This window comes from Telmatobacter sp. DSM 110680 (genome assembly GCF_039994875.1).
In the GTDB taxonomy this organism is placed as follows: domain Bacteria; phylum Acidobacteriota; class Terriglobia; order Terriglobales; family Acidobacteriaceae; genus Telmatobacter.
In genome coordinates this window covers 1,654,954-1,680,286 of sequence record NZ_CP121196.1, presented here as the reverse complement: position 1 = coordinate 1,680,286, position 25,333 = coordinate 1,654,954, and the positions used below count along the sequence as shown (strand labels likewise).

Here is a 25,333-nt window from a genome sequence, read left to right as displayed (position 1 = left end):
GACGCAGCACACAGAGTATTACCCGCGAGGGACTATGCTTCGCTTGTACTTCGAAGCGGGTATTTCCGATGAAAGCTATCGTTTATCGCGCATACGGTACGACGGATGTGCTGACACTCGAAGAAGTCCCAAAGCCGACACCTGGAGACAATGAAGTATTGATCAAAGTTCGGGCTGCCGCGCTAAATCCGCTGGACTGGCACTTGATGAGAGGCGTGCCCTGGTTTCTGCGTTTGTTCACAGGGCTGCGAAAGCCAAGACGCACCAGGCTCGGCGTGGATGTCGCTGGGGATGTTATTTTGACAGGCCCTGGTGTCTCCGACATCAAGAAGGGCGACAGTGTCTTCGGCGCAGCCGATGGGTCTTTCGCGGAATATGTATGCGCTCCAGTGTCGGCTTTGGCGATCAAGCCCCAAAATGTGACGTACGAACGGGCGGCCGCAGTTCCGATTGGAGGGCTTACAGCACTCCAGGCTCTCCGAAACAAAGGCAATCTTCAGGCAGGGCAAAAGGTGCTGATTAACGGAGCTTCAGGTGGAGTGGGCACGTTTGCTGTGCAAATTGCAAAGTGGATGGGTGGCAAAGTCACCGGAGTCTGCAGCGCGCGAAATGTGAATTTGGTTCGTGGTCTAGGTGCGGAGCGCGTGGTTGATTACACGAGCGAAGACTTCACATCAAGCGGAGAATCTTATGACGTGATCTTCGATCTTGTGGGTAACCGGCCAATCGCGGCATTCAGAAGTGTCTTGAATCCCCGGGGCGTGTTCATCGGCTGCGGAGGAGGAAGCCCCAGTACGTCGGCGAGCTATCTACTGGCTGGCATGATCGGTCAGCTTGTGATGGGGTGGTTTACGAGACAGCGCCTCGTTGGGATTCTGGCAAAACGCGACAAAGGAGATTTAGAAATCCTACGCAAGCTCATGACCAGCGGAGATGTAATTCCTGTAATTGACCGGTGCTACGGTTTGAGCGAACTGCCAGAGGCCATCCGGTATCTGGAAGAAGGACACGCTCGCGGGAAAGTTGTGATTGCTATGCCAGAACTCAGCTAGGTCCGGCGCGACTGAGCTGTGCGGAGTTGGACTGAACGGTTCGGCAAACCTCGGCAATCTCTTCTCGAGACACGGAACGCACGGGGAAATAGACGCTTCAAACGATGACGCTCAATGCAGTCCGGCAGCCTCCGGAGCCTTATCGGTGGATGATCTCTTCGGCAGAACGGATCTTGTTTACCGTAACTCGGTCAGTGCCAGAACAAACTCTGATCCCGGGGCAAGTTGAACCTTGTTGTCCGTGCTGGATATCTTGTCGCTGCATCCCTGTCCCGCCGTCGGTTCCAACTTTAATTTGGGAGCACCGACCACTATGCCTGGATGCACCGTATGGGGAGCACCCCCCGGGTTCAGATCCATGTCGAGGGCATTCGTTCCTGCAGCAGCATCATCGATTTGCCGCCCCTTGCCGGCGACTTTGGTGGGCATGTCGACGTGCATTTTGTGTGAATCGCCCGGGGGGCCAAGAATGGCAATGAGCCTGAGGTTGATTTTCTGCTTTTCATGGCCCGAGCAATCGGCGCGATCAAACTGCAACGAAAGCTCCGACGGACCCGAACCCTTTGAAGAGGTTGCAGTCACGACGCGGGCATAAACCACCGAATCGGCCTCGAGCGTGCAGCTTGGATAGATGATGCCGCGGGAAACCTTGAACCAGATTTCCTTGTCTGCTTTCAAATGTGCGGAGTCCAGCCCGGTAACTTGAGCCTCAACTGTAGCGTTTAGCGAAACGCTTGACTCGGCAAGTGCCTGGCAAGGAGGTGCGGCGGGTGCGCTCGCTGCGGGAGCGGACGCCTGCGCGTAGGAGACGGCACTCGTGAGCATCGGAAATGCCGCCAACGCGAGCATGAAACGTTTAAGACAATGAAAAGAGATCATTGAGCATCCTCTTTTTTCGAACGACAATCATCGGGAGTATACATGCCATGAGAACTTGCTTGCGAAGGACGAAAGAGCGCCGGAGCGTTCAGCCGGTGTCGCAGATCACCGTTTTTTCCACACGCGCATTGCGAGCCAGGGATAGGGAAATTTTCTAATGAGTAGCCAAAGCTCTTTAAAGAGTTAGATTTATCGGATAAAAAGTTTGGCTTGATGCACATCGCCATCCATTTTCCGGTTCTACAAGAAGTAATTTTCTGACATACTTGATTGTGCCCACCAGGTACATCCAACCACCACAATCAAATAGCGAGGTCGCATCGATGTCGGCAAAGTATGTCTTTGTAACGGGCGGAGTTGTGTCGAGTTTGGGCAAAGGCCTTGCGGCCGCATCGATCGGTTGTTTACTCGAGAGCCGAGGCCTGCGCGTAAACATGATGAAATTTGACCCGTATCTGAACGTCGATCCGGGAACCATGTCGCCGTTTCAGCATGGCGAGGTGTTCGTAACCGACGACGGCGCGGAAACTGACCTGGACCTGGGGCATTACGAGCGGTTCACCCACGCTCCGCTGTCGCGCGACAACAACCTGACCACGGGGCGAATCTACGAGCAGATCATCCTGAAGGAACGGCGCGGAGACTATCTGGGCAAAACGGTGCAGGTGATTCCGCACGTGACCAACGAGATCAAGAATGCAATGCGCAAAGTTTCTGCCAACGGCCACGATGTGACCATCGTGGAAATTGGCGGAACGGTGGGCGATATCGAGTCGCTTCCATTTCTTGAGGCAATTCGCCAGATGCGGCAGGAATTGGGCCGTGAGAATACGGTATTCGTTCACCTGACGTTGGTACCGTGGATCGCTGCTGCGCAGGAACTGAAGACTAAGCCGACACAGCATTCGGTAAAAGAGCTGCTGGGAATCGGGATCCAGGCGGATGTGCTGCTGTGCAGAAGTGATCGCAACCTCAGTCGCGAAATGAAGCAGAAGATCGCGGCTTTTTGCAACGTGGAGGAGCGCGCGGTGATTGGAGCCACAACCGTGCCGTCGATTTACGAGGTGCCGTTAAGGTTTGCGCAGGAGGGTGTGGATTCGTTGATTTTGAAGTACCTGCACAAAGAAGCGCCCGAAGCAGACCTGAGCAAATGGAAGGATCTGGTGGATCGTTGCTATCACCCCAAGGACGAAGTTTCGATCGGGATCGTCGGCAAGTATGTGGAATACGAAGACAGCTACAAATCCCTCAAAGAAGCCCTGACCCATGGGGCGCTGGCGCATAACTTGAAGCTGAACGTGACATGGATTGAGGCGGAAGGGCTGGAGTCAAAGACTCCCGAGGACACGAGCTACGAGGCTCAACTCGAAGGCTTCGATGGAATTCTGGTGCCCGGCGGGTTCGGCAAGCGCGGTATCGAAGGGATGCTCAACGCCATCAAGTATGCACGCGAGAAGAAGGTTCCGTACTTTGGTATCTGCCTCGGCATGCAGACGGCGTGTATCGAATACGCACGCAACGTTTGCGGGCTCAAAGACGCGAACTCCAGCGAGTTCGATCCGGCTGCCCAGCATCGCGTGATCTACAAGCTGCGCGAATTGCTGGGTGTAGAAGAGATGGGCGGAACGATGCGGCTTGGCGCATGGACGTGCGTGATTCAGCCGGAAACGCTGGCACATCGCGTTTACGGTGCAACCGAGATCAGCGAGCGCCACCGGCACCGCTACGAGTTCAACCGCGAGTACGAAGCGCTATTGACGGGTGGGGGATTGCAGATCAGCGGCTCGACCCCTGACTCAACGTACGTGGAGATTGTAGAGTTGCCGGAGCATCCATACTTCATCGGTTGCCAGTTTCATCCAGAATTCAAGTCGAAGCCGTTGGAGCCGCATCCGCTGTTCAGAGAGTTCATAGCGGCGAGTTACAAGAACCGCACTTTCCGAGTCGATACGCAGTCCAACGCGACACCGGTCAGCGTGAATGGGCACTCCTCGGAGCGCCCTTCAGCATAAAAACAAAGACCAATGTCTACTGCGCGAGCTTTAATCTTTGAATGTGGCCCTTATCACATAGGCATGTGACGAAGCCGGATTGCCCTTGACAGTCGTTTTTACCCGGACCTATGTTTGCAGGCGTTTTCGCCTCAACAAAGGAGGGTTCGCATGACGGCTCACTTTGAACTTCAGCCTTCAGAAAAAGAACTTCAGCAACTGGCAGAGCAATGCTGGAAAGAGGCTCCCAACCGGGAACGGCGCCTTGAAGAAGAGGCGTTCGAGGCCGGGGAAGCGATCCGCCATGGCGACTACTCGCTGGCCAACCTGGAAGCGATCGTGCGCTGGAAGTCTGAGCGGCTGGTGCAGTACGTGATTGCAAACAGCACCACAAGCATCCGGCGCGCGCTGGAAGTGGCCGCGACGACGGAGAGTTCGATCGCCGAGGCACTGAGCGCCCTGCTGGCCTTGCGTGGAGTGGACATGTCGCTGGCGACCTCGATCCTTGCGGCGATTTATCCGGAGCGGTACATCGAGTTGGAGATGGGGGACCTTGAAGCGCTGGGACAGGCTCGCCAGGATGTGCAGTTCTATGAAGAGTACCTGGCATTCTGCCAACGACTGGTGGACCGCGGAATTGTGATGCCGCAAAGAGATCTTCCAGGGCCAACGCCGCTGCACACGCTGGATCGGGCGCTTGCACAGTGGTCCCGCAACCGGATGCTGTAGCCCAGAAAGATGCTGGAGAAACGCTGTCGCACCATGGCGCGATAGAATCGGCATCGTGAGTCACTCCTTCGAGATTGGTCCTGTCCATGTAGGCGAGGGCCAGTTGTTTCTTATTGCCGGTCCGTGCGTAATCGAGTCTGAGGCGCACGTGCGCCGGATGGCGGAGGCTATCCAGCGAATCACAAGCGACCTCGGCGTTCCGTACATCTTCAAGGCGAGCTACGATAAGGCAAATCGAACGAGCGTGAAGAGCTTTCGCGGACCAGGGTTGGTCGAAGGCACAAAGATTCTGGGCCGGCTGGCCAAGGATACCGGTTTGCCGACGCTGACAGACGTGCACGAGCCTTCGCACTGCGACGTGGCTGCGGAGGCAGTCGACGTGCTACAGATTCCGGCGTTTCTCTGCCGGCAGACTGACTTGCTGGTTGCGGCCGGAAAAACGGGCCGCGCTGTGAACATCAAGAAAGGTCAATTTGTTGCGCCGTGGGATATGCAACATCCTGTCGAGAAGGTGCGATCGACAGGAAATGAGCGCGTGTTTCTCACCGAACGCGGGGCAAGCTTCGGTTACAACACCTTAGTCGTTGACTACCGATCTTTACCGGTGATGCGTGCGATGGCGCCTGTGGTGTTTGACGGAACTCACTCCGTGCAACAGCCCTCAGCAGCCAATGGCGTAAGCGGTGGACAGCCAGAGTTTATTCCGCTCCTGGCGCGTGCAGCGGTGGCTGCGGGTGTGGATGGGGTGTTTCTGGAAGTGCACGACGATCCAGAGCACGCAAGGTCGGACGGCGCGAATGCGTTGCGGCTGGATCTGCTCAAGCCACTATTGGAGAAACTGCTGGCTATTCAAAAGGCGGCTTTGGGTTCTTAGCTTCCGCGTTCAACGATCGCGTCGAACTTGGAAAGTGGAGCCGTATTGTTGTTCTTAGGCGGCCGAAGCCAATGTGCCAACGCTTCTAGTGTTGCTCGCAACTGTTGGCCGGCTGATACACGACACCGACATCGCGTCGCGCTTTGCGAAAGCAGCCACGCCTGCGATCCCGACCGCGCTCAATATAAGAAACAGAATGAGAACTCCTGCGAATCCGACAAATCCCGTTAAGTGATACTGCAGGATGACGACGCCTGCGACCAGGAAAGGAGCGCTGAGCACAAGAAACGAGATGCTTGCCGCGATTGCCCAGGGCCGTGCGGACCGAGAACCTTTGCGCAAGGTCAGCCACGCAACCGCGTTGACAATCGTCACAAAGGGCGGCGCGAGCATAATCAGCTCGCGCATGAAGATCAGCAGCAGCCCATAGGGATCTGCGTTAAAGCGAGCAGTGGCATGCGGGAATGGCGACCGAAGAAGTACTGGCACCATGGTTGCGAATACGCCGGCGGAAATAATGGCTGCATAGCCAAACATGTTGCGAAGAAGCTTTTGAAGCACGGGCATCAAGAACTCGCTCCTCCAAGGTCATAAGAACAACCTCGGATGAACGTGACTATACCCCAGAGCTTTGTGCGAGCCCGCTATCAAACCTTCAGGACCGGTCATTCGCTAGTACCCACGACCCTGAACCATGGATATCGGGTTCGATTACCCGATGGGTTACTTCGTCGTAGCGCGGGGAATTCCACCGCAGACTTAAGCATATTTTGAATCAGCTATATAGATGTAATTCTTTAGTGCGGCCCCTGCGTCTCAAATGAGGTACAGGAGCCGCACTGGAGCACGGTCACACGCCTAGAAGTTCAGAGTCACTTTCGCGGTAAGCGCGCGAGGAGTTACGTAGTGAGTGCCACTGAAGGTAGAAAGGAAGTTATAAAGCGCATAGTTGTTCGTCACGTTCACCGCGGTGAAATCGAGGTCGGTTTTGAAGTGGTCGGTGTGGAACAGGTTGTTTTTACCGACTGAAACGTCGAAGAGACTACGGGGCGCGATGCGTGGTGGATTGTGATCATTGTTACCGGTGCCAGGTGCGGGAATGCGCAGCAGCGTGGAAGCATATTCGGAAGCCGGGCAGATGGTCGGAAGCGGACTGCCGGGTGTGGCTTTCTGCCCTCCGCACATCAGGCCGGCCTGGAACTCCTCGTCTGCAGTAAGGCTGCTCAGGTCTATTGCAGGCTGACCATTCAGGGTGGTTGAAGTCGAGTCGCAAGCGCTGTTGGGATCGTTTGAGAGTGGGTTGTAGCATGGAGCCGCGCCCGCTACCTGGCCGGAATCATAGCGCCAGTTGAAGCCGCTCCATAGGCCGTTCAGGACCTTCCCACGGGAGTAGGTGTACTGAACGTGCGAAGTCTGGTTGAACTTCTCGTCGTGGTCAATCCTGAATGGAAGTCCCGTCTGGCCCACCGTAGCCCCTGCGCCCGCCACTTGCGGCGGGAAGAACCGCGCGGCGACAGAGGACATGACCGAATAGGCACTGAAGTGGTGAAACTCCGGAACCTCGACATGCAATGCGTAACCAGGAATCTTGGAATTGTGCCAGTCGATCGGAAAAGTAATTGGTGTGTTGCCAAGCACGCTGAAGTCAAATGCATTGTGCGTGTACTTCCAGATGTACTCCCCGCTTACGATAACGCGCTTGCCAAATGCCTGCTCCAGACCGGCATGGAACTCATTGCGGAAACCAGGCTGCTCGGTCGTGGAGACGCCGGAAGAGCAGTTGAGCAGCGGAGCTAGCACGATATTTGAACATCCGTTACTCGAGAGCACAAGATTTTCGTTGAAGGGAGTCTCAAGCGTGCGAGCGTAAGAGACGCGCAGCACAGTGGCGCTCGGCTTGATGTTGTACGCCACGCCTACGCGCGGTTCAGTTTGCTTGGCGGTGGAGAGTCCGTTGTAGAAATCCTGGCGAAGGCCAAGGTTGAAGAGCCAGTTTCCTTTTTTGATCTGGTCTTCAACGTAAAGAGCAGTTTCTTTTACATCGGCACGACCAGTGAACGCAAACAGGCCACCACCGCGCGTCAGATCGTAAGGAGCGAGCACGGTTTGGTAGTTCGGATTCGCGAAGGCTCCACCGGCGACGCATTGCGATGGATCAGAATATCCAGGCAGCGGAATACCGCCCGCGTCGATGCAGGGTGCGTTGTAGATCGCTTCGACGACACCGAGTTTGTCGTTCTCACGCAAAAACGTATGCGAGAACTGCACGCCGGCTTTGATCGTGTGAATTCCCTTAGCGTAAGAAATATCCGAATGAAGACCTGCATTCGTCAGGGTACGGTTTTGCCCAATCGAAGAAGTCTGCAAATTTGGCGCGCCCAGATCGGCTAACGGGTTACCGCTGGGGTAGTAGTTGTAGTCATCTCGACGAACAAATGCGCCGATGTTGAAAACCGAGTCACTTCCAATGATGCGCGTGTATGTGGGAGAAATGTTGTAGGTCCCGATCTTCGAGTGCTGATCGGTGTTGCCAATTACGCCAAAAACTGGAGTCGCGGAAGTTCCTCCGTCTACGACATTCAAGACATTCAGATTGTCGTACGAATTGGGGGTCTGAAACCACGAACGGCTATAGTTCAGATCGAGATGGACGGAGTCGATCGCAGAGAAGCTGTAGTCGATGCGATCGAAAAAGTTCTCTTCGTTGCCTTTGTCGTGGAAGACAGCGAACTCGGGCGGATCGAGAAAGCGGCCAGAGTTGAGTCCGTCGAGTTCTACAAAGTCGCCCCAGTTCTTTCCACCGTAGGAGAGATCGAAACCTGCCGATGCAGAGCCGAAAGTTCCGTAAGAGCTAGTCACGCTTCCCGTTGGCTTGGTCACTCCTTGGCCGGAGCGTGTGGTCGCCACGATTACGAGGCTGGTCTTGTCGCCGTATTCAGCCGGTGGCGCGCCAGAGATCACCTGGATAGACTGAATCGAATTGGAAGGGACCTGGTTGGAAAAGACTTTGCTTTGCTGGTCGGTAATCGCCTGGCCATCCACGGAGAAGGAATTTGAAGCATGGTCGCCAAGGCCATGGAAAAGACCGTTGGAGTCAGAGGAAACGCCAGGAGTGGTGGCGGTCACCAAAGAGCTGAGCGACGACGACTGGCTCTCCATCGGCACCTTGATGAACATGTCGCGGTCAACGTCGGTGTGGAACGTGGGATCAGTTTCCACCAGGTCGCCCGAAGCTTCTACAGTCACGGTTGAATCCGCGCTTGCAATCTTCAACACAAGTTTCAGCGAGGCTCCAACGGAAGAGCGCAGAACGAAACTTTGGCTGAGAGGAGCGAATCCTGAAGCAGAGACGCTGAGCTGATAGTTATTGAATGGAACGTTGTCGATCTCGAACTGGCCGGTGCCATCGGTCGTAACGGTGCGGTCAAGTCCGCTGATCGCGTTGGAGAGGTGAACAGTCGCGCCAGGAATCACGGCAGCTGATGGGTCCGTCACTGTGCCGCGAACCGAACCAGCATTGCCACCTTGTGCCGCTGGTGCTGCGACGGCCGCAATAAGAAGCGCCGCAAGGGGAAGTGTGCGAAAAAGCTTGCCGCAAACAAACGGCATAATGGTGCCTCCGATCGTTGACTGAAAACTGAATGGCCGGTGCGGAAAGCGCACGGCGTTGTCAGTGCAGCGGTGGCATCGTGGTGATCAAGATCAAGCTCAAAAGATGATTCGGCCGAAGCTCGGTGCGGGGCTGGCTGAGTCAGAGAATTGGGCCAGGAAGCGTGGTCAGAACGACGCCGGGGAGACGTCTGGAGGAGGTCGAATAAAGAGCTGCCGGTGCCAGATGGCTGCGATGGGCCTTATGGCAATCACCGCTGTAACGCCCTCGATATGAACGAGCACAACAGCCGCGGCAGCAGCAGCAACAGGCGCCGCAGTGTGCAGAACAATACACAGCGGGCAATGATCTGCGTCAGTATCTACCGAGTGGACGTGGGCTACCTGGATGACGGTGAGCAGGGCAAGCAATGCCACGCACAGCAGCACAACCACGGCGAAGGCTCTCGGCCTGGCGTGGCGATCGCTGCGCATCCATGTGTGAAGTCCAGTCAAATCTGAGCGTCCTTGCAGGAGGGGAGCTACATCAAGAATACACGTCATTGGATGCGTCATATCCTCATAGGTCACCGATGAAATGATGTCCGAGGTAACGGGCCGCAAACCAGAGTGCGACGGGAACGTCTAAACTGTTGGGCAATGAGGCATTTCAGACACATGGGACGGAGAATGGCGATCGCGCTGGCAGCGTTAACGCTGACCGCGACTGCCGTTTGTGCGCAGACCAAGCAGGACAAATCCGATAATCGAACCTCCCTGAAGCCCGATGCAGCTGGCCTGAAACATAATCATCGCCTGATCTTGAAGGACGGAAGCTACCAGATAGTTCGCGAGTACAAGGTGGCGGGCGATCGTGTGAAATACATGTCGCTGGAGCGCGGCGGAGACTGGGAAGAGCTGCCTTACGACATGGTGGATTGGGACGCGACGAACAAATGGGAGAAGACTCATAGCGGACCATATGAAAGCTCCGAGGCGGCATCGCCTGCCATGAAAGAGGCGGCGGAAATTGACAAGGAAGAAGCCGCGGAGCGCAACGAGATGATGGCTCGCATGCCCGAGGTGGCCAAAGGACTGGAACTTCCCGATCAGGATGGCGTTTTCGCTCTCGACACCTATCAGGGAACTCCCGAGCTCGTGGAGATGCCGGCATCGGATCTGAGCCTTAACCAGAAGAATCGGAAGGGTCTGGCTACGTTGAATCCGATGGCCGCCCAGAAAGCTACGGTTGAGTTGACGGGAGCGCATGCCAAGGTGCACCTGCACGTTAACGATCCGGCCATCTATCTTTCGCTTGAAGGGCAGGACAATGTCGAACAGGTGCTATCGCACGCTTTGACAGTTCCTACGAACGGTGCGAAGGAAGTGGCGCACCGGAAGCATGGCGCGCATTCACCGACTTCGGGGTTTGCGATTGTGAAAGTGGACGAGCGCAGAGAAGTCAGGATTATCGGTGCCATCCACGTGAGCCCAACCGGCAAGATCACGCAGGATGAGGACGTGATTCCGACCAAGGCTGAAGTAATGCCGGGTAAGCACTGGCTGAAGCTGACGCCAGAGACGACACTGGCGATCGGTGAATATGCGCTGGTAGAAATTCTTTCTCCGTCGGATATCAGCCAGTCTGTCTGGGATTTTCGGGTCGATCCGCGGACAGGCGACAACCCCGCTTCGCTCGGCCCGATTCTGAAATAGCTGATGGCCGATTGACGTTTGGCCGCTATGGCGCTTCGCGTCGAGCCAGCTTGATACGACGTTGTTCCCACTCTTCGCTGGAGAAGATGCGCGGGCCAACTTCGATTAACCGCGGCATCATATTGAAGACGGCTACCCTGCTCCAGGGTCTGCCTTCGCGAGTCCGAAAACCCTTTTCATTCAGATCGCTGACGATGGCCGAGTAGGAGAAATCCTGTGCCAGAAGATCCATCATAAGGAGAAGGACCTGATTTTCGTGAGGGTCGACTTCAAGACGCTTGCAGTCTTCTGAGATGCGCAAGCCAAACGGGATCGCTTCGCTAAACGCTCCGTCGGATGGGGTCTCGGAGTCAGGCAGCTCGCGCCGCCACTCGATCGAGACCATCTGCCAGCCGGCAGATGTGCGCTGACGGATCACGTCCGAGCTGAATGGCTCGGACACCACATCTCGTATCCGCTCGAAATAGGCCATTGGAGCCTCCAAAGACACTTCAGTGAGTTGGTACAAAGCAATTGAAGTGCCAGACTTTTGCGCCGAGATGACGGTAGCAATCCATTGAGACGAAATGGGTTCCCGAACACCGATGCAGTTAGTTGCGAAACTATTCCGCCCGTTTTCGTAATTGGCTGTTCAGTAATGAACAAGGCCGTCTGGATCGGCCGAATGCAAAGCGCCACTCCCGTAGATGAGGGGAAACTGTAAAACAGTCTGTTCCTGTCAAGAAAAATGCTGATACAATTCGGCATCCCTCGGGCTCCCCACCCGGACGACAAATTGTGACAACTTCCTGAAAAGAGAGAGCACCAGGGATGATCGACTACTACGAGTTCCTGCAGATCAGTCCGCACGCAGATGCGGATACCATCCATCGCGTCTACCGCTATCTTGCGGCCCGATTCCACCCGGACAACCCGGAGTCAGGCGACGCAGAGATGTTCCGCCTGCTCAAGATGGCTTTCGACACTCTGTCGAATCGATCGCGCCGCGCCGAATATGACGCAATTTGCCGTCAGGAGGCAGTAGAGCCCAGTCCACTTTCCAATTCCATTGACTTCTTGGATAGTGTCGAAGGCGAGATGAACCGGCGCGTCGCGGTGCTAGCGGTCCTCTACTTCAAGCGCCGGGCTAATTCGCGCTTTCCCGAAGTGTCGCTGGCGGAGATTGAGAGGCGCATGGGATTTCCCCGGGATTATCTCGATTTCACCACCTGGTATCTGCTGAAAAAGGGCTTTATTTCGAAGGCCGATAACTCTGACTTCACGCTGACGGCCGAGGGCGTGGATTTCATCGAAACGCAGCGCATCAACCTGCCGGTGCTGAACAGATTGCTGACGGATGGTAAGGATAAGTTCGTAAAATCAAGTCAAAATCAAAAGACTTCATCGAATGGATCGTCAGCCTCGCATGGTGCAATTGGCTCGAAGGCGATCATCCTTCCCTCGACGACATCAGTGTGGCTCGATCGGCGCCAGACTGGCCAAGACCGGCGGCGTGGCGCGAATGTTCAGGCAATTTCGGGGTCAGATCGGCGGGCAGGCAGGCGAGATCGGCGCGTGAACACGAACGATCGGCGGCAGAACACGGGAGACCGAAGATCCTACGCGCTCGTGAACAGGCAAGATGATTTGCCTTCTACTCGCGTACAGTGATGCCGAGTGCTTTCATCTTCCGGTAGAGATGACTACGCTCCAGACCAAGTAGTTCAGCTGCGCGGCTTACATTGTTGCGAGCCTCTTCAATCTTCTTAAGAATGTAATCGCGCTCGTAGGCGTCGCGTGCCTGCTGCAGCGTAGAAAAATCTTCCGCCGAGCGTGAGCCGGACTTGTGGGTAAGCGGCGGAAGCTGTTTGCGTTCGATGCGCAGGGTCCGCGGGTTCAGGATCAATACGCGCTCAATGACATTCTTCAATTCGCGCACATTGCCCGGCCAGTGATATTGCTGCAGCACTTCCAGAGCTTCTGTGCTGATCTCTATGCGGGGGCGTCCGTATTGGCGGCCGAACTCAGTGAGAAATTCGCGCGCCAGTAGCGGGATGTCCTGCTTGCGTTCGCGTAGCGGAGGCACGAAGAAGGGGACAACGTTGAGACGGTAAAAGAGATCTTCACGGAAGTTTCCTTTGACAATTTCTTCTTCGAGGTCCTTATTCGTCGAGGCGATGACGCGCACGTCCACGCACAACGGCTGCGTTCCTCCAACGGGAGTGAACATCTGATCATCGAGAGCGCTGAGCATCTTGGCCTGCGTCTTGAGGCTCATGTCGCCCACCTCGTCGAGAAAGAGCGAACCGCCATCTGCACGCTCGAGTGTGCCGCGCTGCTCCGGCGGGCCACCGGGTTGCGCGCCATGACGATAGCCAAAAAGCTCGGACTCGATGTGTGCCTCGGGTATGGCAGCGCAGTTCAACTCCACGAAAACGCCGTCCCGGCGAAGGCTCTCGGCATGAATGGCGCGCGCGATGAGTTCCTTGCCAGTTCCAGACTCTCCATAGATCAGGACGCGACCGTTGGTCGGCGCCATGAGCCGAATTTGCTGACGCAGCGCCTTCACCGGAACGCTTTCGCCGGTGAGTACAGCACCCACGCTGAACTGGCGTTTGAATTCCATGTTTTCGCTGCGAAGGCGACGGGCTTCGACGGCATTCTTGAGGACGATCAGCGTGCGATCGAGCGAGAGCGGCTTTTCAAGAAAGTCGTAAGCCCCAAGTTTTGTGGCTTTGACAGCCGCTTCGATCGTGCCGTGTCCGGAGATGATGACAACTTCAGGACGTTTTTCCAAAGCCACCGCATGGATGTCGGCCAGAACATCGAGTCCGTCGCGATCCGGAAGCCAGATGTCGAGCAGGACAACGTCGTACGGTGCATCTTCAACGAGCAACAGGGCTTCAGCCGCAGTCGCGGCGGTTGCCACAGCATAACCCTCTTCAGTGAGAATCTCTTCGAGAGACGTGCGAATTTCCGCCTCGTCGTCGACTACGAGGACATGATTCATGAGCGCGCCTCAGTGAGTGAAGACGCCCCGGCATTCGTGTCGGGATGAATCTGCTCGGGATGATCAAGTAGTGGGAGGCGGATGAGAAAGCGCGCGCCCTTCGGTGAGTTGCTCTCGGCGCGAATTGATCCGCCCAGCTCCTGGATAATCTTGGAGGCAATCGAGAGCCCTAGTCCGGTGCCGCGGTGCTTGGTGGAATAGAACGGCAAAAACAGGCGTTCACGTATCTCTTCAGTGAGCCCGTGACCGGTATCTGAAACTTCAATTTCTACAGCAGCGCCGTCTTCCGCAAGCGAACTGTGCACGCAAAGCACGCGAAGCAGGCTACCCTGCATGGCCTCGGCTGCATTGTCGATGAGGTTAGCCAAGGCACGACGAATGGCTTCGTGATCAGCAAGAACTGGGGGGAGGCCCGGTTCAAGATCGCGTTTGACAGTGATGCCGTCGAGCCGACCGGCAAACAATGCAAGGGCTTCGTCGGCGATCTGATTCATGTCGCAGGGCCGCGGTTGCGGCGCGGGAAATTGTGCAAGCGCCGAGAACTGGTCGACGAGGGTACGAAGAGTTCCGACGCAGGCGAGGATGACTTCGCTGCATTTGCGGATGATGGAGGGCGAGTCCGGCTGACTGCGATCGAGATGGCGCCCGATGCGCTCCGCTGAAAGAGCGATGGGGGTCAAAGGATTTTTGATTTCGTGAGCGACGCGCTGAGCCACCTCTTTCCATGCGAGTTGGCGCTGGGCCCTTAGAAGTTCCGAAGTATCTTCGACGACGAGGATCGTCCCGGATCTGCCTTGTGCCAGTTCCAGGCGAGCGCTGGTGACGGCAAGGTGCATATTGCGGCCACGCAGATGAAATTCCAACTCGGTAGAAGCCGCGCCCATTCGTTGTCCGCGGCGGATGACGCCGGAGAGTTCTTCAAAGGAGTCGGGTGGCAACAGAACGTCAAGCTTCTGACCACGAAGACTGAGGTTCTCATCCTGGCCAATCAACACGGAGAAAGCGCGATTGGCCTGAAGCACAACACCGGAACCATTAAGGGTGACGACGCCGGAGGGAATGGTCTCGAGAATTGTTTCAAGTTCGCGACGGCGAGCTTCAATAGCCTGGTTGGCGGCAGTGAGTTGGGCTGAAGAGGTTTCGGCAAGCTTACGGCTGGCCTCGAGATCGGCCGCCATGTGGTTGAACGAACGCACGAGCTCTGCCATTTCGCCCGTTGTAACAAGCCCGACGCGATGCTCATATTTGCCTGCGGCGATCTCGTCCATGGCATCTGCCAATGCTTCAACCGGACGGGTAATCTGCTTGGAAAGAAACAGAGCAAGCCAGACGCTGGAGAAAAAGACCACCACCGTGATAAGCAGCAGCATGAGAAAGAATGTGGCGCGAATGCTGTTGCGGGAGCGAAACAAATCCCAGTATTCAGCTGCCCCCTGGCGAATCCGAGCAGTGGTCTGGCTGAGCCCCTGTGGCATGGGGAGAGCCGCGATCACAAGCTTTCCCGATGGCGTTGCTGACTTGCCTAGAGCATAATCCTGACCTGCAATGCGGACGATAGGTTCGTCATTGCCCTGTGCCGAGAGGAAAATACTCCTCGAAAGTGGACCTTGCAGCGGAATGACGGATTGAAATTTCGGGTCATTTGTTTTCTCAGGAAGCCAGGGAATGAGACTCGCCGGACTGGTTTCTGGAGGTGCTGCAAAGCTGGAGATGACATGGCGGCCCTGGTCATAGACGAGAACAAAGCCTCCCTCAAGAGTGATGCGATGGGATGCCAGGGTCCTTTCCAGCGTTGATGCATCTCCATCGGGCGCGCCGGTAGCGGCGATGGATTCGGCTTCTCCGCGCGCATTGCTGGTGACATACTGCGCAAGTTCCAACACCACGCGCGTGGAGTCCTCACGGAGCTGCGAGGTGTTGGGCGAGAACCAGCGGTCAATCGAGCGGTTCATCAGCTGAAAGCTGAACAGAAACATGAAGACCGCAGGTGTAAGAGCAATAAGCGCGGCGCCGAGGACCATCCGCGTCCGGAGACGCGCGCCGAGAGCGCTGCTGCTTTGATCCGCGTAAAGCTTGAGGATGTTGCGAAGTAATAAAAGAAGCAGAACCAGCAACAGCAGGAAGACGACAACGGTGAGGCCCGTAAACGCAAGCGTCTCCCCTGAGGTTTCTGGGCTGAGGAAGCGAACATTCGAAGTATTGAAAGCCTGAAGGCCGCCCAACAACGCGAAGAACAGCAACACGCCCGCGCCGAGAAATAGGACAGAACGGCGCCGTGAGTTGCTGTCGATGGGCATGGGGCGATTATAGGCGCAGGCAAAAGACGGCCGCTAGATGGCTGGCTCAGTCATTAGGAGATGAAATATGCCTGCCCCCTTGCATCCTGATGTTCCTGCCCCTCGTCCTTAAGGCAGAGGTAACTGCGGTGATGAAAGTACTGTTTGTTTTGGCTATGGTTCTACCTTCATTTGCCCTGGCAGAAAAGCCGGCTCCCAACTCAGCGGATTACATTACCACCATTCATGTACAGACCTCGCGCATCGCTTCAGATTGCAGCGATGTCACAAATGGAACGAGCGTCTGCTTTTGGAATCAACACCTGGATGTGACGATCGACGGCAAAAAATACGAAATGGTTGGGAATAGGGCAAAGAAAAATGTGTATGTGCTGCGGTTGGGCGACTACAAAGCCAAGGTCCTTAAAGAGGACACGTCCCGGACCTACGAGTACAACCGCAGCTACGAACTCCTTTTTGCGGACGGCACGACCGGAGATTTTCAGGTAACAGCCGAGATTGAGTAAGGGCGACATGGGCCCGGGCATCTTCTTCTTGAAGAGCGGGGCTTGCTGATTGTCCTTCAAACTATCCGAGGACGATGTCGGTGCCCGTCCACTCGCGTTTCTGGCTATCGGCTACGCCGCGATGGGTCAGTGTGCCGAGGTAGGTGTTGAGGCCTTCAGCAAATCCAGGATCGCTCTTAAGTGCTCCGCGTGCGCCAAGGTTAGCGATGCGCATGAGGTACGGGAACGTGGAATTGGTGAGCGCGAGCGTGGATGTATGCGGGACCGCGCCGGGCATATTGGTCACGCAGTAGTGAACAACGCCGTCAACGACGTAGCTGGGATTCGAATGCGAGGTGGGCTTAGCGGTTTCAACGCAGCCGCCCTGATCGATGGCAACGTCAACAATGACCGCGCCCTTCTTCATGGCTGACACCATCGCGCGAGTCACAAGCTTGGGAGCGGTTGCTCCGGGGATAAGCACTCCGCCGATAACAAGATCGGCCTCACGCGTAGCAAGCGCGACGTTATAGCTATTTGAAGCGAGAGTGTAGAGGCGACCACTATAGAGATCGTCCAGTTCGCGAAGGCGATGAAGATTGACATCGACCAACGTGACTTTGGCGCCGAAGCCGAGAGCGATCTTTGCCGCATTCGTCCCGACGATACCGCCACCGATGATCGTGACGTTCGCGGGTGGAACTCCCGGAACACCACCAAGGAGAATGCCTCTGCCGCCGCGCTCCTTTTCAAGATAGGCGGCACCGACCTGCACGCTCATGCGGCCGGCTACTTCGCTCATCGGCGTCAGCAGAGGGAGGGTGCCTTGCCGATCGCGCACAGTTTCGTAAGCGATTCCGATCACTTTGGAGTCGAGAAGCTTATTGGTAAGGACGGGAATCGGAGCCAAGTGAAGGTAAGTGAAGAGGACCAAGCCTTCACGGAAGTAGATGTACTCCTGCTCAATGGGCTCTTTAACTTTGACGACGGTCTCGGCTTTGCCCCAGACGTTCCCAGCGTCGCCAACGATTTCGGCACCCGCATCCTGATAGCTTGCGTCGTTGAATCCTGAAAGCTCACCGGCATGGGTCTCGACCAGCACTTTGTGGCCGGCTTCAGTCAGCGCTTTGACGCCTGCGGGAGTGACACCTACGCGGGCTTCGTTGTCTTTAATCTCTTTGGGAACGCCGATGATCATGGGATTAAGGCTCCTTCAATTCAGCTTACGGACGCTGGACAAATCAGGGAAGGCCTGGAGCAGGGCGGTATTGAAAAGCTCGCGCCGGATAGTACTTTCTTTGGGGGAGGGCATGATCCGGCGCGACGTCGCATCACTGGCATCCAGTTGCACACATCCTACGGCGCAAAGAGATTCCAATGTGTGCAAATATCGTGTTAGAACATCCATGAACACACAAAATGTGAGGATGGAAGCTAAGCTATGCAAGAAAACGTCAAGGCTCAGCCCAATTCGGAGTTGGACGAACTGGACGCCTCGATCCTGCGCTACCTGGAACGCCATGGTCGCGCCACCAATTACGAAGTGGGAGAAGCCGTGGGATTGTCCGCTTCGGCGGCTTCGCGGCGGATCCAGGCTCTGGAAACTGCCGGGGCGATTCGCGGCTATCAGGCATTAGTCGATGACCGTTTGCTGGGAAAGCGCATGACGATCTACATCCGGGTCACTCTGGAGCGCCAATCAGCCTCGGTGTTGAGTGCGTTTGAGGTAGCGGTCCGGCACTGCAAAGAGATCGTGAGCTGCCATCTGATGGCCGGTCAATACGACTACATGCTGGTGGCTCGAGTGTCGGGAATCGATGATTACGGCCGCCTGCATCAGAATGAGCTTTCCCGTCTTCCCGGGGTGACAAGGCTTGAAACGAGTTTCGCGCTCAGGGACGTGCTGGATGGGAACCGCGTGTAGCGACGTCGAGCGAACCTAGCTAGTCAATTACTGAGGGTGCTCACTGAAGTCTTGAGACGGTAAAGTGGGGTTACGCTAGTACTTTGCGTTAGTGTTACCAACGTGGGAGAATTCCATTCGGGTCCTGAGAGGACTAGAGATGTTTGAGTCAGACCAGCATGATTTCGACGAAGAGTACGCAGAGATAAGCCATCCGGCCCCTCCGCTCGCCAAGTCATCGTCGGCGGTCGCGACCATAGAAGCCCCCCCTGCTGTGGCCCCTGCCACGTCCACGGCGCCTACTGCAGCGACAAAGCCGGTTGCCCCGCCCAGGCCGATTGCCGAAGAGATTGAGGAATCAGAAGAGCCTACGCCGCAAGAAGCGGAGCAGGAGGAGTTTGTTGATGCTGCGGAGAAGTCTGCGGCGGAGCCTCCGAAGAAGAAGCCGAACTTTGTTTTGATTGGTGGATTCGCTGCACTCATCGTCTTTGCGATCTTTGCATTTATGACGATCAACAAACCTAAAGTCGACGCACCCCAGCCGGGCGACATGGGCCCGGGCATCTTTGCGGTTGCCGGTCTGCGCGGGCATCTGGATACGAAGTGGGATGGCAACGCCAAAACCGGAAGACTGGTGTATCAGCTGCGGATCGAACCCATGGAGGATCGCTGGGGTGCCGGATTTTCGCGAGTAGTCAGCAATCCGCCGATGCCGCTTTCGGTAAATGTGCGCATCATGGACTCGTCGGGATTTGCATTGTGTGGGAAGGAGATTGATTTCCCTTTCAATCCTCAGAATGCCGGGGTGACGATTCCTGCTTCAGCGGAATTGGGCGCCGATGGAAAGAAGCTCTCTGCGGCAGCGCGCGCCGCTGCGGTGCAGGCCGCTCGGCAAAGCCAGATCGCGCAGATGCAGGCAGCCGAGGTGATCCGTGAGCGTGGGAAGGATTTGTTCCAGAACCAGATCGCGCACGATGGGCTAGTAGGTGCTGTGAATGCCCAGGGAACGCTTCCCTGCTCGCCCGATCAGTACCGGAAAGCCGATTACTGGGACTTCAACACGAATTTTCCTACGCTCGACGAGCAGGCAATGCTGCTCGATCCGAAAGCTGCTTTACGTGAGAAAGAACTTGAAGAAGGGCATACAGCAAAGCGAACAGCCCCTAAGTGGGGGAACGGATTCGTGATCCAGGGCGATGATCGAGTTACCGGATACGATTCGGCGCGCGGCATGCTGTGGGTGGAAGACAAGACCTTCGCAATCGACAAGCGATATGGGCAGGCTACGGCTTCGGATTGGTCGAACCGATACGCGCTGATTCACTACAAATGCGATCAGCACGCAAGTTGTGCTCTTACGGCTGCGGGACAGTCTGCGGTGCTGCATGCGCGGCTGAACTAGCGATAGCAGACCTGCCTTAGCTTTTAGATTTGCAGCGCTCGATACGCCTGCCAGATGCCATCACTCAGTGCGTAGTGCGATCATGGGTTCCACGTTAGCGGCGCGTCGCACTGGCGCTACTGACGCGATGAGTGCAGCGAGGGCCAGCAGTATCGTGGCGCCAGTCAACATCATCGGGTCCCACGGTTGCACACCATACAACTGGTCTTTCATCAGCTTCCCAGCGAGGATGGCCAACGGAATCCCAATACCAAGGCCCAGTCCGATCTGCCAAAGCGCGCCGCGCAGGATCATACTGGTCACGTGTCCGCGATCTGCGCCAAGGGCCATTCGCAATCCAATCTCGTTGGTGCGCTGCTCCACGGTGTACGCCATCACCCCATAAAGCCCCAAGGCTGCCAACGCAAGACCGAGCGCCCCGAAGAGAGATGTCAGCGTCGCGATCATGTTTTGCTGCTGAAAGTCTGCGCTCACGACTTTGCCGTATGGGTCGACGTCGTTCAATACCAGGCTGGGCTCGACACTGGCTATCGCCTTGCGCACCTTCTCTTCCATTCCCGGAGGATCGCCAGGAGCCCAGATCACGATGTTGTAGAGATAGTGAGACCACTTCTCGCCTTGCGCCCAGACCGGATCATCGTATTTCGCCGTCTGCAACTCCGACACCCAGAACATTGGCCGGACGGGATCCTTGTAGTCATAGGTCATATACCGGATGTCTTTAACAACACCGACGATCTCAAAGGTGGAGGCGTAGCGCAGCCTGTTCGGGCCGAAATGCTGGCCGATCGGGTTCTGGCCTTTGAAGAATCGATTCACAAAAGCTTCGTTCACAACCGCAACATTGGGCGTCGCGGCTGTATCGTCCTCGGTGAATTGCCGCCCCATGAGTATGTGTGCACCGATGATGTCGAAGAATCCCGGCATCACGCGCGCCCAGCCCGCTCCGGTGTCCTCCTTGGGCCCCGGCTCAGGCCTGCCCTGGATGCGAACTCCGTCGTTCCAGCTATCGCCGGTCATCGGCGCATAAAGCGCGGGCACGGCCATCCGCACGCCGGGAATTCCTCTCAGGCTGTCGTCGACCCGGCGGAACAATTGCTCCATCTGTTCGGGCTTGTAGGTGCCCAGCGTCGGATTGATCCATGCAATATAACGTCCCTGTGTATCAAAGCCGAAATTTTGGTGCTCCAAGTTGCGCAGACTCTGCGCCAGCAACGCAGCCGCCGACAGCAGCACCAGAGACATCGCCGCCTGGGCGATCACGAGCGACTTCTGCGCCCACGAACGGCCTCCGCCGACGGAACGATTCGCACCGCGCAGTGCTTCGACCGGATCGGCGTGCGAAGTCATCCAGGCGGGTGCCGTCCCAAAGACTATCCCCGTCAAAATCGAGACTCCCAGCGCGAACAGAAGCACTGGCGTTGATGGCGTCGGGCTCACTGGAACATAGTTATTCGGGCCGCCGATCTGGAATGCGAGGTACAAAATCAACCGGGTTCCGGCGTACGCTACACCAATTCCAAACGCGCCACCAAGCACCGCAAGCAGCACACTCTCAACCAGCGCTCTGCGCACCAGTCGCAGCCGCGACGCTCCCAGTGCGACACGAACCGAGATCTGTGGACGGTTCTTCAACCCGCGAGCCAGCATCAAGTTTGCGAGGTTGCCGCACGCGACCAACAGCACGCATCCGGCAGCGATAAGCAGAAGCCTGAGACCATCTTTGTACTCGTCGCGCATCGCCGCTACGCCCGCTTCTCCCGGTACCAGGTGGAGGCTCTGCTGTTGCCAGAGTTGTTTCTCGCCCGGCTCCATGTCCGCGACATGGCTAGCCAGCCAGCCGTGGAACTCCACGCGCAACTTGGCCTCGAGTGCTTGAGAATTGACACCGGGGCGCACTCTTCCGAGCAGATCAAGATAGTTTTCGTTGGCTCGCTTGGGTCGTGCCACGTCCGTAGCAAGAATCATCTCGGACGTGATCGGCAGCCAGATGTCCGGCATACCCCAGCCGGTGAGTTTGGCGCCATAAAACCCTGGCGGGGTGACCCCGATGACGGTGAACACTCGCCCGTTGATCTCGAAATTTCCGCCGACCACCGAAGGGTCGGAGCCGTACTTGCTCTCCCAGATACGATAGCTCAGTACTGCAACCGGCGGCGCGCCCACTTGATCGTCGGCATCGGTCATAAGTCGACCCAGCCACGGCTGCACGCCGAGGGTGCGGAAGAAATTCCCGGACACGTATTGTCCGTTGCGCGTATCCACTGGCGCCTGTGATCCGCCGCGCCGCACGCCAAGCGGCGCATTGCCCGCCTGCAGCGCGGCTAGTTCGGCGAACTCCGGCGTATGATCGCGGAAATTCTTGTACGCCTCCCAGGAGAAGAGCGAAAAGTCGCCGTCGTCTCCCTGCGTGTATCCACCCCAATTGCAGCAGCGGAGTTTGTCCCCGATCCTCCACAACTCATCGGGCTTCGTCACCGGCAACGACTTCAGCATCACCTGATGAACCAGCGTGAAGATCGCCGTTGTGGCTCCAATTCCCAAGGCCAACGTAATCACAACCGTCGCAGAAAATCCGGGCGCCTTCAGCAATTGCCTTAGCGCGTCGCGCAGGTCTGACAGCATTCGCACTCTCCCCCAACCGAGTCTCGCTCATTGTGGGAGCACGCCATTCGCCGTTCCATTCGACATGGAAGCCCTCGAAACAAATGGTTTTGCGCAGACTTGGGTAAATTTCTCCTGTCCGAAATCAAAAGGCAGCGTTCAGAATTGAACAGCGAAAAGCGCAAAGGATGCCGCAACGGACTGGATTGCTCGTACTTTCCGCTCTTCTATTGTTCCCGCAGCGCCCTCGCAGGATCGAGGCCGGACGCCCGACGGGCGGGTAGCCAGGATGCGAGCGCGGAGATTGCCAGGAACGCTGCGGTCATGGAGACATAAGTCGTGGCGTCGGTCGATTTTATTCCTCCCACAAGAAGCGCGGAGATAACGCGGCCAAGGAGAATTGATCCAATCACTCCGATCACAATTCCGGCTGCGCTCAGTCGCAGTCCTTGCGCGACGATGAGAAGAAGAATATCGCCGCGCTCGGCTCCCATTGCCATACGGACGCCAATTTCGGAAGTGCGCTGTCGAACAGAGGTAGAAATAACGCCGTAAAGGCCTACGCCAGCGAGCAAAGCGGCAATGACCGCAAAAACGGAGATGAGCAAAAGTGAAAATCGCGTGCCGGCCTGCGAATCGTAGACAACAGAGTCGGCTGTCTGAACTTTGTTGACGAGGAGTTGCGGGTCGAGCGCCTTCAGGGTTGCCCTGACCTGGCTTTCGTAAGAAGCGGGATCGCTTCCTGTGCGCAGAGCCCAGGATTGAATTGCGCCGGAACCAAGAAATGCGTCCGGAAAGTAGATTTGCTCGCGTCCGACTTCCGCGAGTGAGGTTACCCGCTGATGCGCAACGACGCCGATGATCTGTACCTTCTCCGCTTCAGGCGTGCGCAGGCGGATGAGGATGTGCTTGCCGATCGCGGACTGGCCGGGAAATGCTTTGGCGGCGAGAGCATCGTCAACGATTACGCCGTCACGTTTGGGCATGTTGTCGTCATCAGTGAAGGTGCGCCCCGCGAGCAACGGTGTACGCATCGCTTCGAAATAGCCGGGAAGAACAATCTGAAAATCAGTTGCCTGAAAGCGGCTTGGATCGCGCGCGGCATCTTCTGTTCCCCACCGAATGGGACTGAACTCGCCGGTGAGGGGAAATGGAAATGAACCTGTGACGCTCTGAACGCCGGGAATAGATTTGAGTTGCTCTGTGACCACATGCATGAATGCGGCTCGTTGCTCCGGGGTCTTCCGATTATTGCCGATGCCTTGAATTTGGAATGTGAGGAGATGATGCGGATCAAAACCCGGATCGATCGCTTGCAGTTTGAGGAAACTGCGGAACATCAGCCCGGATCCGATCAGCAAAATGAAGGAGAGCGCTACTTCGGCCATCACGACCGCATTCCGAAGGAAAGCTCCGCTACCCATGCCCGAGGTTCTACTAATGCCGCGCAGCACATTCATCAGCGCGGGACGCGAAGCGCGCAGGGCGGGAACAATCCCGAAGATAGCCGCGGAGGCGAGACCGGCGAGTGCGCTGTAAGCAAGCACCGCTCCATCGATGCGGACATCCTCGAGGCGAGGAAGGTTGGCTGGAGCGAGAACCCGCAAAGCGAGGATTCCCGCCCAGGCGAGTCCGAGACCGGCGACAGTGCCTATCACGGAAAGCAGAACCGCCTCAATAAGGATCGGAGCGACAAGCCGCAACCGGTTTGCCCCCAGGGCTGCCCGCACTGAGAATTCCTGCTGGCGCAGCGAGGCGCGAACGAGAAGAAGGTTGCCGACATTGGCGCAGGCGATGAGGAGCAGAAAGATCACTGAAACCATGAGCGTGAGGATGGCGGGCTTAACCGCCGCCACAAGATGTTGTCGCATCGGCGCGAGGTGGATGTAATAGCCGGCAGTCTCATCGATGGAAAACGTCTGCCGCGCCTGGGCGGCAATGCCGTCGGCTGCGCCTTGCGCACTCTGGAGCAATGCTCCCTCTTTGAGCCTTCCGATGGGTCGAATGGAGAAGTCGTTGCGTTCTGCCGAGTCGTAACCGAGACGATTGGCGATGTAGATGTCGGGGGCGGGTTGGACGTCTGCGTCAGGAGGAAAGTAGAGGCGGAACCCGGGAGCCAGAACGCCCGCGATCACGGGACCGGGCTGGCCGGGAATCGTGATGTTATGGCCGAGAACAGAGGTGTTGCCGCCGTAGCGCCTGCGGAAGTATTCATAACTGAGGATGGCTGTGCCGGGCAGGCGCGCGGGCGCGTTGTCGGCTGCGGCATTGGGCGGAGGCTGCGGCTGCGGAATTCCATCTTGCGCATTGAAGTCGCGGCCCAAAAGGATTTTGGCGCCCATCACGTCAAAAAAATTCGTCGTCGCAATTGCGAGGCTGATCTGTTCAGGTGTTCCGTCTTCCTGGGGAACAACGATGCGGCCAGTGAAGACGCCAGCCATGTCAGAAAAGTACTCTTTGGTGCCGTCGCGAAGGTCGATGTAGTCTGCATTTGAAAATGGCAGATCGCGGACGTCTCGTTTGCGCAGGTCCATGCCGGCAATTACCAGTTTGTTTGGATCGCGGTAGGGGAGCGGCTTGAGTAGAACTGCGTTGGTCACGCTGAAGATTGTGGTGCTGGCGCCGACACCGAGAGCGATTGTCAGGGCGGCGGTCAAGGTGTAGGCGGGGCGCTTGGCAAGAATGCGCGCAGCGATGATGACATCCTTCAATGTCATGGGGCGACCTCTCAGATGAGAGTTGAACCGGGAAATGTCTAACTGTCAATCAGGAGTTTCTAGGCTATTGAGCGATTGTTTTTCGGTTTCTCGACGCTATGACACGG

The 25,333-nt window shown here is 56.7% G+C and carries 19 protein-coding genes; 9 read left to right on the top strand and 10 right to left on the bottom strand.

Annotated elements, in window-relative coordinates:
• The first annotated feature begins 68 nt into the window (after positions 1-68).
• Positions 69-1,052, top strand: coding sequence for an NAD(P)-dependent alcohol dehydrogenase (locus P8935_RS06870; RefSeq protein ID WP_348264248.1), 984 nt, complete (start codon positions 69-71; stop codon positions 1,050-1,052).
• A gap of 177 nt (positions 1,053-1,229) precedes the next feature.
• On the opposite strand, the gene P8935_RS06865 is transcribed toward P8935_RS06870, so the two are convergent.
• Positions 1,230-1,931: a hypothetical protein gene (locus tag P8935_RS06865; protein ID WP_348264247.1), complete on the bottom strand. Its 702-nt coding sequence runs from the start codon at positions 1,929-1,931 to the stop codon at positions 1,230-1,232.
• Between the two features lie 323 nt (positions 1,932-2,254).
• On the opposite strand from P8935_RS06865, the gene P8935_RS06860 reads away from it, so the two are divergent.
• The 3 genes from P8935_RS06860 (at position 2,255) to kdsA (ending at position 5,525) form a co-directional block, all read left to right on the top strand.
• Positions 2,255-3,943: a CTP synthase gene (locus tag P8935_RS06860; protein ID WP_348264246.1), complete on the top strand. Its 1,689-nt coding sequence runs from the start codon at positions 2,255-2,257 to the stop codon at positions 3,941-3,943.
• A 150-nt stretch (positions 3,944-4,093) separates the two neighbouring features.
• The gene (locus P8935_RS06855; RefSeq protein ID WP_348264245.1) at positions 4,094-4,651 is read left to right on the top strand and encodes a hypothetical protein; all 558 of its coding nucleotides are present in this window, start codon (positions 4,094-4,096) and stop codon (positions 4,649-4,651) included.
• Positions 4,652-4,706: 55 nt separating this feature from the next.
• Positions 4,707-5,525, top strand: coding sequence for a 3-deoxy-8-phosphooctulonate synthase (gene kdsA / locus P8935_RS06850; RefSeq protein WP_348264244.1), 819 nt, complete (start codon positions 4,707-4,709; stop codon positions 5,523-5,525).
• 54 nt (positions 5,526-5,579) lie between these two features.
• Here the strand turns inward: kdsA and P8935_RS06845 are convergent, their stop codons facing one another.
• The 3 genes from P8935_RS06845 to P8935_RS06835 all read right to left on the bottom strand — a co-directional run bounded on the left by P8935_RS06845 (position 5,580) and on the right by P8935_RS06835 (position 9,677).
• A complete protein-coding gene (locus tag P8935_RS06845; protein ID WP_348264243.1) occupies positions 5,580-6,092 on the bottom strand; it encodes a hypothetical protein in 513 nt (170 codons plus the stop codon).
• A gap of 291 nt (positions 6,093-6,383) precedes the next feature.
• On the bottom strand, positions 6,384-9,134 hold the full coding sequence (locus tag P8935_RS06840) for a TonB-dependent receptor (protein WP_348264242.1): 2,751 nt from the start codon (positions 9,132-9,134) through the stop codon (positions 6,384-6,386).
• Between the two features lie 168 nt (positions 9,135-9,302).
• Positions 9,303-9,677 (bottom strand): hypothetical protein, encoded by a 375-nt coding sequence (locus tag P8935_RS06835; RefSeq protein WP_348264241.1) that lies wholly within the window; start codon positions 9,675-9,677, stop codon positions 9,303-9,305.
• A 114-nt stretch (positions 9,678-9,791) separates the two neighbouring features.
• On the opposite strand from P8935_RS06835, the gene P8935_RS06830 reads away from it, so the two are divergent.
• On the top strand, positions 9,792-10,829 hold the full coding sequence (locus P8935_RS06830; protein WP_348264240.1) for a hypothetical protein: 1,038 nt from the start codon (positions 9,792-9,794) through the stop codon (positions 10,827-10,829).
• Between the two features lie 25 nt (positions 10,830-10,854).
• Here the strand turns inward: P8935_RS06830 and P8935_RS06825 are convergent, their stop codons facing one another.
• On the bottom strand, positions 10,855-11,301 hold the full coding sequence (locus tag P8935_RS06825; protein WP_348264239.1) for a recombinase family protein: 447 nt from the start codon (positions 11,299-11,301) through the stop codon (positions 10,855-10,857).
• Positions 11,302-11,639: 338 nt separating this feature from the next.
• Here P8935_RS06825 and P8935_RS06820 point away from each other — a divergent pair, with 338 nt between their 5' ends.
• Positions 11,640-12,479 (top strand): J domain-containing protein, encoded by an 840-nt coding sequence (locus P8935_RS06820; protein WP_348264238.1) that lies wholly within the window; start codon positions 11,640-11,642, stop codon positions 12,477-12,479.
• Here P8935_RS06820 and P8935_RS06815 read toward each other — a convergent pair.
• Positions 12,463-13,818: a sigma-54 dependent transcriptional regulator gene (locus P8935_RS06815; RefSeq protein WP_348264237.1), complete on the bottom strand. Its 1,356-nt coding sequence runs from the start codon at positions 13,816-13,818 to the stop codon at positions 12,463-12,465. The two genes, P8935_RS06820 and P8935_RS06815, sit on opposite strands and share 17 nt — an antisense overlap.
• Positions 13,815-16,115: an ATP-binding protein gene (locus P8935_RS06810; RefSeq protein ID WP_348264236.1), complete on the bottom strand. Its 2,301-nt coding sequence runs from the start codon at positions 16,113-16,115 to the stop codon at positions 13,815-13,817. The genes P8935_RS06815 and P8935_RS06810 overlap by 4 nt, the downstream gene beginning before the upstream one ends.
• 131 nt (positions 16,116-16,246) lie before the next feature.
• On the opposite strand from P8935_RS06810, the gene P8935_RS06805 reads away from it, so the two are divergent.
• Positions 16,247-16,621 carry a hypothetical protein gene (locus P8935_RS06805; protein WP_348264235.1) on the top strand — a complete coding sequence of 125 codons (375 nt, stop codon included), beginning with the start codon at positions 16,247-16,249 and terminating at the stop codon, positions 16,619-16,621.
• Positions 16,622-16,682: 61 nt separating this feature from the next.
• Here P8935_RS06805 and ald read toward each other — a convergent pair whose 3' ends face one another.
• Positions 16,683-17,798 (bottom strand): alanine dehydrogenase, encoded by a 1,116-nt coding sequence (gene ald / locus P8935_RS06800; protein ID WP_348264234.1) that lies wholly within the window; start codon positions 17,796-17,798, stop codon positions 16,683-16,685.
• 243 nt (positions 17,799-18,041) lie between these two features.
• Here ald and P8935_RS06795 point away from each other — a divergent pair, with 243 nt between their 5' ends.
• Entirely contained in the window at positions 18,042-18,524 is a 483-nt protein-coding gene (locus P8935_RS06795) for an Lrp/AsnC family transcriptional regulator (RefSeq protein ID WP_348264233.1), read from the top strand.
• A 139-nt stretch (positions 18,525-18,663) separates the two neighbouring features.
• Positions 18,664-19,905, top strand: a complete 1,242-nt coding sequence (locus tag P8935_RS06790) for a hypothetical protein (RefSeq protein ID WP_348264232.1) — start codon at positions 18,664-18,666, stop codon at positions 19,903-19,905.
• A 60-nt stretch (positions 19,906-19,965) separates the two neighbouring features.
• On the opposite strand, the gene P8935_RS06785 is transcribed toward P8935_RS06790, so the two are convergent.
• Together P8935_RS06785 and P8935_RS06780 are read right to left on the bottom strand one after the other, a co-directional pair.
• Positions 19,966-22,530, bottom strand: coding sequence for an ABC transporter permease (locus tag P8935_RS06785; protein ID WP_348264231.1), 2,565 nt, complete (start codon positions 22,528-22,530; stop codon positions 19,966-19,968).
• A gap of 206 nt (positions 22,531-22,736) precedes the next feature.
• Complete coding sequence (locus tag P8935_RS06780) at positions 22,737-25,226, bottom strand: ABC transporter permease (RefSeq protein WP_348264230.1); 2,490 nt, start codon at positions 25,224-25,226, stop codon at positions 22,737-22,739.
• Positions 25,227-25,333: the final 107 nt, after the last annotated feature.

Coding starts and splice junctions, on each gene's coding strand:
- P8935_RS06835 (WP_348264241.1), bottom strand. CDS start 9,677: ATGACGTGTATTCTTGATGTAGCTCCCCTCCTGCAAGGACGCTCAGAT.
- ald (WP_348264234.1), bottom strand. CDS start 17,798: ATGATCATCGGCGTTCCCAAAGAGATTAAAGACAACGAAGCCCGCGTA.
- P8935_RS06805 (WP_348264235.1), top strand. CDS start 16,247: ATGAAAGTACTGTTTGTTTTGGCTATGGTTCTACCTTCATTTGCCCTG.
- P8935_RS06790 (WP_348264232.1), top strand. CDS start 18,664: ATGTTTGAGTCAGACCAGCATGATTTCGACGAAGAGTACGCAGAGATA.
- P8935_RS06865 (WP_348264247.1), bottom strand. CDS start 1,931: ATGATCTCTTTTCATTGTCTTAAACGTTTCATGCTCGCGTTGGCGGCA.
- P8935_RS06860 (WP_348264246.1), top strand. CDS start 2,255: ATGTCGGCAAAGTATGTCTTTGTAACGGGCGGAGTTGTGTCGAGTTTG.
- P8935_RS06830 (WP_348264240.1), top strand. CDS start 9,792: ATGGGACGGAGAATGGCGATCGCGCTGGCAGCGTTAACGCTGACCGCG.
- P8935_RS06825 (WP_348264239.1), bottom strand. CDS start 11,301: ATGGCCTATTTCGAGCGGATACGAGATGTGGTGTCCGAGCCATTCAGC.
- P8935_RS06870 (WP_348264248.1), top strand. CDS start 69: ATGAAAGCTATCGTTTATCGCGCATACGGTACGACGGATGTGCTGACA.
- P8935_RS06795 (WP_348264233.1), top strand. CDS start 18,042: ATGCAAGAAAACGTCAAGGCTCAGCCCAATTCGGAGTTGGACGAACTG.
- P8935_RS06780 (WP_348264230.1), bottom strand. CDS start 25,226: ATGACATTGAAGGATGTCATCATCGCTGCGCGCATTCTTGCCAAGCGC.
- P8935_RS06820 (WP_348264238.1), top strand. CDS start 11,640: ATGATCGACTACTACGAGTTCCTGCAGATCAGTCCGCACGCAGATGCG.
- P8935_RS06810 (WP_348264236.1), bottom strand. CDS start 16,115: ATGCCCATCGACAGCAACTCACGGCGCCGTTCTGTCCTATTTCTCGGC.
- P8935_RS06845 (WP_348264243.1), bottom strand. CDS start 6,092: ATGCCCGTGCTTCAAAAGCTTCTTCGCAACATGTTTGGCTATGCAGCC.
- P8935_RS06840 (WP_348264242.1), bottom strand. CDS start 9,134: ATGCCGTTTGTTTGCGGCAAGCTTTTTCGCACACTTCCCCTTGCGGCG.
- P8935_RS06785 (WP_348264231.1), bottom strand. CDS start 22,530: ATGCTGTCAGACCTGCGCGACGCGCTAAGGCAATTGCTGAAGGCGCCC.
- P8935_RS06855 (WP_348264245.1), top strand. CDS start 4,094: ATGACGGCTCACTTTGAACTTCAGCCTTCAGAAAAAGAACTTCAGCAA.
- P8935_RS06815 (WP_348264237.1), bottom strand. CDS start 13,818: ATGAATCATGTCCTCGTAGTCGACGACGAGGCGGAAATTCGCACGTCT.